General features: G+C 73.5%; 9 protein-coding genes. 5 read left to right on the forward strand and 4 right to left on the reverse strand.

Features of this window, described 5'->3' with window-relative positions; genetic code table 11:
* Window positions 1–185 precede the first annotated feature (185 nt).
* Together ACWEGE_RS29200 and ACWEGE_RS29205 are read left to right on the forward strand one after the other, a co-directional pair.
* The gene (locus tag ACWEGE_RS29200) at window positions 186–1,433 is read left to right on the forward strand and encodes an AAA family ATPase (protein ID WP_449663637.1); all 1,248 of its coding nucleotides are present in this window, start codon (window positions 186–188) and stop codon (window positions 1,431–1,433) included.
* Entirely contained in the window at window positions 1,430–2,554 is a 1,125-nt protein-coding gene (locus tag ACWEGE_RS29205) for a tetratricopeptide repeat protein (protein WP_449663638.1), read from the forward strand. Before ACWEGE_RS29200 ends, ACWEGE_RS29205 begins: the two co-directional genes overlap by 4 nt.
* Window positions 2,555–2,647: 93 nt before the next feature.
* Here the strand turns inward: ACWEGE_RS29205 and ACWEGE_RS29210 are convergent, their stop codons facing one another.
* The 4 genes from ACWEGE_RS29210 to ACWEGE_RS29225 are packed head-to-tail and all read right to left on the reverse strand — an operon-like array spanning window position 2,648 to window position 8,063.
* Window positions 2,648–4,006: an aminobutyraldehyde dehydrogenase gene (locus ACWEGE_RS29210; RefSeq protein ID WP_449663639.1), complete on the reverse strand. Its 1,359-nt coding sequence runs from the start codon at window positions 4,004–4,006 to the stop codon at window positions 2,648–2,650.
* A complete protein-coding gene (locus tag ACWEGE_RS29215) occupies window positions 4,003–5,646 on the reverse strand; it encodes a thiamine pyrophosphate-binding protein (protein WP_449663640.1) in 1,644 nt (547 codons plus the stop codon). Before ACWEGE_RS29215 ends, ACWEGE_RS29210 begins: the two co-directional genes overlap by 4 nt.
* Complete coding sequence (gene speB, locus ACWEGE_RS29220) at window positions 5,643–6,587, reverse strand: agmatinase (RefSeq protein ID WP_449663657.1); 945 nt, start codon at window positions 6,585–6,587, stop codon at window positions 5,643–5,645. The genes ACWEGE_RS29215 and speB overlap by 4 nt, the downstream gene beginning before the upstream one ends.
* 33 nt (window positions 6,588–6,620) lie before the next feature.
* Window positions 6,621–8,063: a sodium:solute symporter gene (locus tag ACWEGE_RS29225; protein WP_449663641.1), complete on the reverse strand. Its 1,443-nt coding sequence runs from the start codon at window positions 8,061–8,063 to the stop codon at window positions 6,621–6,623.
* 151 nt (window positions 8,064–8,214) lie between these two features.
* On the opposite strand from ACWEGE_RS29225, the gene ACWEGE_RS29230 reads away from it, so the two are divergent.
* From ACWEGE_RS29230 to ACWEGE_RS29240, 3 genes are read left to right on the forward strand one after another with little or no spacing between them, the layout of a single operon-like run.
* Window positions 8,215–9,657, forward strand: a complete 1,443-nt coding sequence (locus ACWEGE_RS29230; protein WP_449663642.1) for a PucR family transcriptional regulator — start codon at window positions 8,215–8,217, stop codon at window positions 9,655–9,657.
* Between the two features lie 35 nt (window positions 9,658–9,692).
* Window positions 9,693–10,370: a response regulator transcription factor gene (locus ACWEGE_RS29235; protein WP_449663643.1), complete on the forward strand. Its 678-nt coding sequence runs from the start codon at window positions 9,693–9,695 to the stop codon at window positions 10,368–10,370.
* Window positions 10,367–11,491, forward strand: coding sequence for a sensor histidine kinase (locus ACWEGE_RS29240; RefSeq protein WP_449663644.1), 1,125 nt, complete (start codon window positions 10,367–10,369; stop codon window positions 11,489–11,491). The genes ACWEGE_RS29235 and ACWEGE_RS29240 overlap by 4 nt, the downstream gene beginning before the upstream one ends.
* Window positions 11,492–11,735: the final 244 nt, after the last annotated feature.

The following is an 11,735-nucleotide window of genomic DNA, read 5'->3' on the forward strand; positions in this document are numbered from 1 at the left end:
CCGCTTCGTGCTCGCCGGGCCGGGATGTAGCTCGCCGGGTGACGGGGTGAGCCTCGGGGGCGGCTGGGCGCGGAGGAGCCGGCGCGCGAGGACGTCGACCGCGGCCGAACCGGGTTTGATCACCGCTGGGGCACAGTCGCCCGAACCGGCTTCGCGTGGCGGAGGTCGTCGGTAGCCTCGGCGGGGTGAATCCCGATCCCCTGCTCGACAGCTTGCGCGCCGCGGTCGCCGCGGCTCCCGAGGACCTTCCGCTCCGGGTGCACCTGGCCGGGCTGCTCCTCGACCGCGGAGCGCGCGACGAAGCCGTCGCCCAGCTGGGCACGGTGCTCGGGCAGGCCCCCGGGAACGCCGAAGCCGCGGCGCTGATGGCGCGGGCCCTCACCGCGGCCGGACCGGCAGCAGGACCGGCAGCAGGAACGGCGGCCGGGCCCGAGCCGGAGCCGAAGGCCGGGTTCGACTGGGCGGCAGCCGAAAGCGAAGTGGCCGATGTCGTCCCGCCGCGGTTCGTCGACGGTGCCGAGCCGGTGGCGGCCGGGCCGGTTCCCGCCGAAGTCGTCGCCGATGTCGAACAGCCCCGGGTGACGCTCGCCGACGTCGGCGGCATGACCGAGGTCAAGAAGCGGCTCGACGCCGCGTTCCTGGCGCCGATGCGCAACCCCGAGCTGCGGAAGCTGTACGGCAAGAGCCTGCGCGGCGGCCTGCTGCTCTACGGCCCGCCGGGCAACGGGAAGACGTTCCTGGCGAAGGCCGTCGCCGGCGAGCTGCGGGCGAAGTTCCTTGCCGTCGGGCTCGACGAGGTGCTGGACATGTGGCTCGGCAACTCCGAGCGCAACCTGCACGGGCTGTTCCTCGCCGCCCGCCGCGCCGCGCCCTGCGTGCTGTTCTTCGACGAACTCGACGCGATCGGCCAGAAGCGCTCCAGCCTCGTCGGCGCCGCGGGCCGCAACGTCGTCGCGCAGCTGCTGGTCGAGCTCGACGGGATCGCGGACAACAACGACGGGGTCTTCGTGCTCGCCGCGACGAACGCGCCGTGGGACGTCGACACCGCGCTGCGCCGCCCGGGACGCTTCGACCGGACGCTGCTGGTGCTGCCGCCCGACGAGCACGCCCGGGCGGCGATCCTCGAATACCACCTCCGCGGCCGGCCGGTCGCCGGTGTCGACCTGAAGCAGCTGGCGCGGCGGACCGACGGCTGGTCGGGCGCCGATCTTGCGCACCTGTGCGAGACCGCGAGCGAGCGGGCGCTGCTGGCGTCGGTCGAAAGCGGAGTGGCGCGGATGATCGAGATGGCCGACCTGCTCGGTGCGCTGCCGGAGATCCGGCCGTCGGCCGAGGCGTGGTTCGCCGCCGCGCGCAACGTCGTGCTCTACTCGAACGCCGACGGCACGTACGACGAGCTCGCCGCCTACCTGAAGCGGAAGAAGCTGTTGTGACGACGCAGCGCGTCGCCGCGCTCGTGGCGGCCCGGCAGTTCGAGCGCGCGATCCGCGAAGCGACCACGGCGCTGGCCACGGACCCGGAGTCGGCCCGGCTGTGGCACCTGCTCGCGCTTGCCCAGTACGGTTCGGGCGACCACCGGGCGGCACTGGAGTCGATCGAGCGCGTGTTCGCCGCCGGGCCGCCGGGCGCCGACGTCCTCGTGCACCGCGGCTGGATCCTCAGCGCGCTCGACCGGCCGGGCGAGGCGGTCACGACGTTCGAAGCGGCGCTCGCCGTCGCCCCCGAGCACGCCGAAGCGCACGCCTGCCTGGCGCGATCGCTGGTGGCCGGCGGCGACGAGACGGCTTCGCCCGTGCGAGCCCGGGCGCTCGAGCACGCGCGACGGGCCTGCGAACTGGCGCCCGGCTCCCCGCGTGTCCACCTGGCGCTGGCGACGGTGCTCCTCGCCGGCCCGGCGGGGGCGGGCGCCCGGCGCGCCGCGGAACCGGTGCGAGCCGCGATCGCGCTGGAACCCGGCAACGCCGAAGCCCTGCAACTGCAGGCGCTGGTGGACCTGCGCTGCCGCCACGCCGTCCGTGCCGTGCGCGGCTACTCCGAAGTGCTGCGGCTCGACCCGCAGAACGCGGTCGCCGCGCGCAACCTCGCGCTCGCGGCGTGGCTGCTGTTCGCCCGGGCGCACTTCGTGGTGCTCGGCCTGCTGGTGACGGCGTTGGTGGTCGTCTTCGCGGCGCCGGCCCTCGGCTCCCCGGGCGGCCCGGTGGTGCGCGGGGTGGGCGCGGCACTGATCGCGGTGGCCGCCTGGTTCGTGCTGGTCTCGCGCCCTCGCCGGGCGTTTCCGCCGGCCATGCGTCCTGCCGCGAAGCGGTTGCTGCGCCGGGACGAGCTCGTCCGGCCGTACCTCGCCGGGATCGCGTGGGCGGCGGCGTGCGGGCTGGCCGCCGTCGTGCCGTGGGAAGGCACGCTCGTGGGTCGCGTGTGGGTGCTCGCCGGCCTGTTCGGCTACGGCATCGGAGCCGGTGCCGCCCGCAAGCGGCTGCAGGACCTCAGCGACCGCAACGAGCTGCTGCGCCACCAAGCCTGGCTCGAAGTCGCGGCCACCCTCCGCCGGGACTGACCGGTGGGCGCCGGAAACTGTCGGTGCCCACCGGTAAAGTGGAAAACGGGGGCGCCCCCGCGGGTGCCGGGCGAGCCGCGACCGGGTGGGTGCTCAGGCGAACCTCGTCATCACGTGCTTGACCCGGGTGTACTCGGCGAACGCGTACGCCGAGAGGTCCTTGCCGTGGCCGGAGTGGCCGAAGCCGCCGTGCGGCATCTCGGCGACCAGCGGTCCGTGCGTGTTCACCCACACGCAGCCGAAGTCCAGCTCGGCCGACACCCGGGCGGCGACGCCGAGGTCGCGCGTCCACACCGACGACGCCAGCCCGTACGGGACGCCGTTGGCCAGTGCGATGCCCGCCGCCTCGTCCGAAAAGGACTGGACCGTGATCACCGGGCCGAAGATCTCCTCCTGGACGATCTCGTCGTCCTGACGCACTCCGGAGATCACCGTGGGGGCGAAGTAGAAGCCCCGGCTGCCGAACCGGGTGCCGCCGGTCTCCACGTGCGCGTGCGGCGGCAGCCGCGAGATCAGGCCCTCGACGCGCGAGAACTGCGCCGCACTGTTCAACGGCCCGAAGTCGACGCCCGGAGTCTGCGCCGAAGCGGCCTTCGCCAGCGAAGCGACGAACTCGTCGTGGATCGACTCGTGGACCAGCACCCGGCTCCCGGCCGTGCAGTCCTGACCCGCGTTGTAGAACGCCGCGCCCACGATGCCCTGGGCCGCCGACGCGGTGTCGACGTCCGGGAAGACCAGGAGCGGTGCGTTGCCGCCCAGCTCCAGGTGGGTGCGCTTGAGGTCCGCGGCCGCCACGGTGGCCACGTCGATGCCCGCCCGGGTCGATCCGGTGATCGAGACCAGGGCCGTGACCGGGTGCCGGACCAGGGCGCGGCCGGTGTCGCGGTCGCCGGTCAGCACGGTGAACGCCCCCGGCGGCAGGAACTCCGCGGCTACGCGGGCCAGCAGCACGGCCGTCGACGGGGTCGTCTCGGCCGGCTTGAGCACCACCGTGTTGCCCGCCGCCAGCGCCGGCGCGATCTTCCAGACCGCCATCATCAGCGGGTAGTTCCACGGCGCGATCTGGGCGCAGACGCCGACCGGCTCGCGGCGGATCACCGACGTGTGCCCGGGCGTGTACTCCCCGGCGGCGGTGCCCTCCAGGTGCCGCGCGGCCCCGGCGAAGAACCGCAGCGCGCTCACGCACTCCGGGATCTCCTCCTCGAGCACCACCGACCGGATCTTGCCGGTCTCGCGCACCTCGAGGTCCGCGAACTCGGCGGCCCGGGCTTCGAGCGCGTCGGCGATCTTCAGCAAGGCCAGCTGCCGCTGCGCCGGGGTGCTGCGACGCCAGACCGCAAACGCTTGCGCGGCCGATTCCATCGCGGCGTCCACTTCGGGCTGCGAGGCGACCGGGCTGGTGCCGGACACCTCGCCGGTCGCCGGGTCGGTCAGGTCGAGCGTGCGGGTCATGCCTGCTCCAGGTGGGTGGGCGCGAACAGCTTCAGCAACGCGGGGAGGACGACGACGGACGGCCCGGGCGTGCGCAGCGCCGCCGCCAGGTCCGCGCCCACGGTGTCCAAAGAGGACAAGCGGGCCGGGACGCCGAAGGAGGAGGCCAGCGCGACGAAGTCGGGCCGGGTCAGCTCGGTGGCCGTGGTCCGGCCGAAGGCGCCGGTGAGGTACTCGCGCAGGACGCCGTAGCCGCCGTCGTCGATGATCAGCCACGTGACGTCGAGGTGGTGCTGCACCGCGGTCGCCAGCTCGGCGACGCCGTACATCGCGCCGCCGTCCCCGGACACCGCCAGCGTCGGACCACCGGTGACGGCGCCGCCGAGCGCGCCCGGCAGCCCGTAGCCCAGCCCGCCCGCGCCCTGCGCGGTGTGGATCGGCGCGCCCTGCGGGTTCCACGCCGACCAGGCCCAGTACGCCGCGATCGTCATGTCCCAGAACGTCTGCGTCCCCTCGGGCAGCGCCGCGCGGATGTCGTCGATCAGCTTCCGCTCGGCGGCGAGGTCCTGACCGGCCAACCGCGACTCGACCCGCGCGAGCAACCCCGCGACCGCCTTTTCGGCCCGGCCGTCGGACGCCCGCATCGGCACCCACTCCAGCAACGCCTGCAGGGTGCGCCGGACGTCGGCGTGGATGCCCAGGCCCGGGTAGTTCGACTCCAGCTTCCCCAGGTCGGCTTCGACCTGGATCACCCGGCCGCGCGGGGCGAACTCGCGGTAGTTGCTCGACAGTTCGCCGAGGCCGGAGCCGAGCACGAGCAGCACGTCGGCGTCGGCGAGGAACTCCGTGGTGTGCCAGTCCTCCAGCCACGACCGCCCGGACAGCTCGTGGTCCCAGCCGAAGACGCCCTTGCCGCCGAACGTCGAGATCACCGGCGCGCGCAGGGCCTCGGCCAGTGCGAGCAGCTCCGCGTGCGCACCCGACCGCAGCGCCCCGCCGCCGGCGAGGAGCACCGGGTTCGCCGCTTCGCCCAGCAACCGGGCGGCTTCGGTGACCAGCTCCGGCAGGGGCTCCAGGGGAACGGGCGCGGCCGACACGGAGGTGATCGGCGGGACGCCGGCCGGCCCGAGCAGCACGTCCTGGGGGATCTCGACCCACACCGGGCCGTAGGGCGCGGTCGCCGCCGACGTCCACGCCTCGCGCAGCGCCGTCGGGAGCTGGCTCGCCCGCCGGACGACGTGCACCGACTTGACGACGTCCCGGAAGCTCGCCTGCTGGTCGGGCAGCTCGTGCAGGTAGCCGTGCCGCCCGCCGCCGAGGCCCGCGACCGGGACCTGGCTGGAGATGCCGAGCACCGGCACCGAAGCCGCCCGGGACTCCTGCAGCGAAGCCAGCGTCAGCAACGCGCCCGGGCCGGTCGAGACGATCAGCGGCGTCACCGGCACCGGGCCGTCGGGATCCGCCGCGAGCCGGGCGCGGGCGTGCCCATCGGCGGCGAAGGCGAGGTTGTTCTCGACGCGCCCGCTGATCACCCGCAGGTCTTCGGCGCGCCGCAGCGCCTCGAACAGGCCCAGCGCGTGCTGGCCCGGCAGCCCGAACACGGTGTCGGCGCCCAGCGCCCGCAGGGTCTCGACGACGACGTCCCCGCCGATGCGCGTCATGCGCCCTTCCCGAGGGTCAGCAGGCTCACCAGGTCGTAGGCGACGTGGGAGGCCGCGATGGCGGTGATCTCGGCGTGGTCGTAGGCCGGGGCGAGCTCGACGACGTCCGCGCCGACCAGGTTGAGGTCCCGCAGCCCGCGCAGGATTTCCAGCAGCTCGCGGCTGGTCATGCCGCCGGCCTCGGGGGTGCCGGTCCCGGGCGCGTGGGCCGGGTCGAGCACGTCGATGTCGACCGAGACGTACAGCGGCCGGTCGCCGATGCGCTGCCGCAGCGCGTCGACGGTCTCGGCCACGCCGCGGCGCAGGACGTCGCCGGAGGTGACGATGCCGAAGCCGAGGCGGCGGTCCTCTTCGAGGTCGCGCTTGCCGTACAGCGGCCCGCGGGTGCCGACGTGCGACAGCGCGCTCGTGTCGAGGATGCCTTCCTCGGACGCCCGCCGGAACGGGGTGCCGTGGGTGTACGGCTCGCCGAAGTAGGTGTCCCAGGTGTCGAGGTGGGCGTCGAAGTGCAGCAGGGCAACGGGTCCGTGCTTCTTCGCCACGGCCCGCAGCAGCGGCAGCGCGATGGTGTGGTCGCCGCCGACGGTCACCAGCCGCGTCCCGTCCGCCTGCAGCGCCTCGGCCTCCTGCTGCAGCGTCTCGATCGCTTCGCCGATGTTGAACGGGTTGACGGCGATGTCGCCGGCGTCGACCACCTGCCGCTCGGCGAACGGCGAGACGTCCAGCTCCGGGTGGTAGGGCCGCAGCAGCCGGCTCGCCTCGCGGACCGCCGCCGGCCCGAACCGCGCGCCGGGCCGGTAGGACACGCCGGAGTCGAAGGGCACCCCGACGACGGCGACGTCGGCGCGCTCGACCTGGTCGAGCCGGGGCAGCCGCGCGAACGTCGCGAAGCCGGCGAACCGGGGGACGCGGGACGAGTCGAGCGGGCCGACCGGGGGCATGTCGTTCACTGCTGGGGCTCCTGTTTCTCGTGGTCAGGCTTCGACGGGCGCGGGGGTGGCCGCTTCTTCGGTTTCGGTGCCGTTCAGGCGCCGGGTCCAGACCGAGAGGATGGTCTCGGAGGTGCGGGGCGTGGCGAAGCTGACGGCCAGGTAGACGACCAGGCTCGCGCCGAGGCCCCAGTAGATCGGGGTGTTGGCGTCGACGCCGTCGATGATCATGAACGCGATCACCGAGAGCGTGCCGGCCACCATCGACGCGTACGCGCCCTGCCGGGTGCCGCGCTTCCAGAACAGCGCGCCGACGATGGCCACCAGCAGGCCGCCGACCAGGATGTCGTAGGCGATGGTGAGCGCGTTGACGACGTCGTCGACCACCATCGCGATGCCGATGGCCAGCAGGCCGAGCAGCAGCGTGGCGAGCCGGTTGCGGCTGACCTCGCCGCCCTTCTTCAGGCCCAGCTTGGTGAGCAGGTCCGACGTCGTGGTGGTGGAGCAGGCGATCAGCGCGCCGCTGGCCGTCGACATCATCGCCGAGAGCGCGGCGGCCAGGACCAGCCCGCGGACGCCGGTGGGCAGCAGCCGCTCGACGATCGTCGCGAAGGCGTCCTGCGCGCTGGCGATGTCCGGGTAGAGCGCGTGCGCCGCGGTGCCGATCAGTGCGCCGGCCAGGCCGTAGACCAGGCAGTAGACCCCGGAGGTGATGCCGCCGGAGGTCGCGATCGCCGGGGTGCGGGCGGTGAACACGCGCTGCCAGATGTCCTGGCCGATCAGCAGGCCGAAGGTGTAGATCACGAAGTAGGTGATGATCGTGTCGGTGCCGATCGAGGTGAAGCTGAAGAAGCTCGCGTCGAGCTTCTCGCTCATGCCGGAAAAGCCGCCTGCGGAGGTGATGGCGACCGGCAGCAGGATGACCAGGATGCCGATGGTCTTGATGACGAACTGGGCGATGTCGGTCAGCGTGATCGACCACATGCCGCCGAGCACCGAGTAGAGCACCACGATCGAGCCGCCGACCGCGATCCCGGCCCAGTTCGGCAGGTCGAACAGCACCTTGAAGATGGTCGCGAAGGCCAGCGTCGAGGTCACCGTCAGCATCAGGGTGTAGCCCCACATGACGACGCCGGACACCGCGCTGGTGCGGCCGCCGTAGCGCAGGTCGAGCATCTCGCCGACGGTGTAGACCTTCAGCCGCACCAGCCGCCGCGCGAACAGCGCGTGCAGCACCAGGATGCCGACGCCGATGCTGACCACCAGCCACATGCCGGAGATGCCGAACTTGTAGCCGAGCTTCACGCCGCCGACCGTCGACGCGCCGCCGAGCACGACGGCCGACATCGTGCCGGAGTACATGAACCAGCCCAGCCGCCGCCCGGCGACCAGGTAGTCGGACTTCGTCTTCGCGAGCTTCAGGCCGTACCAGCCGACCCCGAGCATGCCCGCGATGTACAGCGCGATCACCGCGTAGTCGCCGGTCACGGTGTCCTCCTCACGTCGGTTTCGGGTCACCGTAGGTTCGCCTGCCACCACCCCGGCATGGGATGATTCATCCACAATCGACGTCGACCAGGATGAAATGGCCAGCATGCCGGACTCTTTGCCCTCGGAGGTGAATGTCCCGTTACGGGACGTGGTCGGCAACCGGGAGCTCGCGCTGGAGGTCGTCCCCGAGACGCTGCGCCCGGGCGCGCTGGACCTCCCCGTGCGCTGGGCCCACGTCAGCGAGCTGGAGGACCCCGCGCCCTACCTGCTGGGCGGCGAACTGATCCTCACCGCGGGCGTCAACCTGCCCGAGCGGATCGACCGGTACGTGCGCGGGCTGCGCGACGCCGGCGTGACGGCGCTGGGCTTCGGCCTCACCCCGACGGTGCACGAGACCCTGCCGGAGGCCCTGCGCCGGGCCTGCGCGCGCCGCGGGCTGCCGCTGGTGGTCGTGCCGCCGCGGACGCCGTTCCTGGCGGTCAACCGGGCGGTTTCGGTCGCGCTGACCGAAGCCGGGCAGCGCGACCAGCGGCGGATCACGGCGGCGCGCGAGACGCTGACACGGGCGGCCGGCGGCGGGCTCGGCGAGCTGACGTCGGCGCTGGCGTCGGTGTTGCGGTCCTGGGTCGCGCTGGTCGGCGCCGGGGACGTGCTGGCCTCGGCGCACGACGCGCCCGCGCCGCTGCCGCCGCCGGTCCGGGAGCTGATGGCGACCGTGCGGGCGGGCAGCGGGATCCGGAGCGCGACGACCGAGCTCGACGGCGGGTTCGTCGTCGTCCAGCCGGTGTACCCGCAGGCCACGGCCTCGCACCTGGTGGTCGTCGGCCGGTCCCGGCGGTTCGGCGGTGCGGACCGGGCGATCCTCGCCGTCGGCGCCGCCCTGCTCGGCCTGGTCGGCCGCGCGGGCTCGGACGCCGCCGAACTGGGCGCGGCGGCCACCGGCCTGCTGCTCGGCCGGACGGCTCCCGCGGAGGTGGCCCGGTCACTGCTGGGGTCGGAGGTGGTCCGGCTGGTCGCCGGGGCGGCGTACCGGCGTGGCCCGGACGCGGTGGCCCAGCGCCCGGACTGGCTGCGGGCCCGGCTGGACACGCCGCTGGTCTCGGTGTCGCCCGGACGGTTCGCGGCGATCGCGGGGTCCGCGCCGTCGCTCGCTGTGCTGGAGGACCTGCGCGCGCACGGCTGGCTGGCGGCGGTGGGCTCGCCGGCACCGGCCGGGCAGCCGCCGGACGGCGAGGTCGACCTGCTGCTCGCGCGGGCTCAGGCGCTGGGGCGCCCGGTGGTGGCCGGAGATGCGCCGCTGGACTTCGACGCGGTGGTGGACCCGGGCGCTTCCCGCGGGTTCGCGGCGAAGGCGCTGGAACCGCTGGTGGCCCTCGACGAAGCCGGCGATCGGTCGCTCGTGCTGACGCTGCGGACGTGGCTGGCCCACCACGGCGGCTGGGAACCGACCGCGGCCGAGCTGGGCGTGCACCGCAACAGCGTCCGGCACCGGATCGCGCAGGTGGAAAAGGCCTTGGGGGTGGATCTGGGGGACCCGGAGGTCCGGATGCGACTGTGGTTCGCCCTCCGATGGGCGGCACCCGGTCCTTAAAGGGGACTCTCAGGAAAATATGGGATTGTGGGCTGGTGCGAGTTTTGGTAGTCGAGGACGAAGAACCCCTGGCCGACGCGATCGCCCGCGGGCTGCGCCGTGAGGGCATGGCGGTGGACGTCGCGCTCACCGGCGACGACGGGCACGAGAAGGCCGCCGTCACGCGGTACGACGTCGTGCTCCTGGACCGGGACCTGCCCGGGATGTCCGGCGACGAGCTGTGCCGGGAGATCGTCGCGTCCGGGGAGCTGACCCGGGTGCTGATGCTCACCGCGAGCAGTTCGGTGTCCGACCGCGTGGACGGGCTGTCGCTGGGCGCCGACGACTACCTCGCCAAGCCGTTCGCCTTCCCCGAGCTGGTCGCGCGGGTGCGGGCGCTGGGCCGCCGGGCCACGCCGGCCGCGCCGCCGCTGCTCACCGCCGGGGACGTCGAACTCGACCCGGCCAAGCGGACCGTGCGGCGGGCGAGCGGGCCGGTCGAGCTGACGCGCAAGGAGTTCGGCGTCCTCGAGGTGCTGCTGCAGGCCGCCGGGTCCGTCGTCAGCAGCGAAGAGCTGCTGGAACGCGTCTGGGACGAAAACGCCGACCCGTTCACCACGACCGTCCGGGTCACCGTGATGACGCTGCGCAAGAAGCTCGGCGAGCCGGGGATCATCGAGACCGTCGTCGGCTCCGGGTACCGGGTGCCGGAGCCCGGCGTTTCCCGCGCGTGAACCTGCCGGGCACCCGCACGCTCCGCGCCCGGATCACCCTGCTGGCGACCGTGCTGGTCGCCGCCGTCAGCCTGCTGCTGCTCTGGCTGGCCTGGACGCTGGTGCGGGACTCGCTCGACTCCGTGCCGCAGATGCCGGCGGGCAGCGTGGTGGTCGTCGACGGCGTCACGGTCGACGCCTCGACGCTCGCCGAGCACCTGCGCGTGCACGCCCGCGACCGGATGCTGCTGTTCGGCTCGATCGCGTTCCTGCTGGTGGTCGCGGCCGCGGCGATCCTCGCTTGGACGTTCACCTCGCGCGTGCTGCTGCCGCTGCGCGAGATCACCGGGACCGCGCGGCGGCTGTCGGTCGAGTCGCTGGGGGAGCGGATCGGCGAGATCCGCTCCCGCGACGAGCTGGCCGAGCTGGCGAGCACGTTCGACGACATGCTCGACCGGCTGCAGGCGGCGTTCGACGCGCAACGGCACTTCGTCGCCAACGCCAGCCACGAGCTGCGGACGCCGTTGTCGGTGATCCGCACGGAACTCGACGTCACCCTGGCCGACGACGACGCCGACGAAGCCGAGCTGCGCCGGATGGCCGGGGTGGTCCGGGACGCGACCGAGCGCGCCGGGCAGCTGGTGAACTCGTTGCTGCTGCTGGCCCGCACCGACGGCGCCGGTCTCGGCGTGCACGAGCCGGTGGACCTCGCGGTGGTCGTCGACCGGGCGTGGCGCGCGGTGCACCGCGAAGCTTCGCAACGCGGCATCCGGGCGACGTTCTCCGTGGTGTCGGCGTCGACGTTCGGCGACCCGGCGCTGCTGGAGCGGATCGCGGGCAACCTGCTGGAGAACGCCGTCCGCCACAACGTCGAGGGCGGCTGGCTGGAGGTCGTGACGCAGCCCGGGCCGCGGTGGTCGACGCTGCGCGTGCGTTCTTCGGGCGGCCTGGTCGACCCGGCGGCGGTGCCGGAGCTGTTCGAGCCGTTCCGCCGCGCCGGTGTGGCCCGCACCGCCCGCCACGGCGCGGGCCTGGGCCTCTCGATCGTCCGCGCCGCGGTGGCGGCCCACGGCGGAAGCGTCACGGCCGAGCCGATCGTCGGCGGCGGCCTGGCCGTGACGGTCCACCTCCCGGCCCACTGACCAAGCGCCAACAGGCATCTAGCGTGATCAGCCGGGCATCACCCGTGATCGAAGAGGCATCTCGCGTGACTGGGAGGGCATCACTCGTGATTCGGGGGACGACACGCCGAGGTCGGCCGGGGTTGCCGTGTCGCCCCTCCAATCACGTGTGATGCCCCTCTGATCCGAAAATGGGTCTTGGGTGGCATGCGTCAGCATCCGGCGTAGCGGAGCGGAGCCGGATTGGGGTGGTGGGGTTCAGGCG

The organism is Amycolatopsis sp. NPDC004747, from assembly GCF_053601335.1.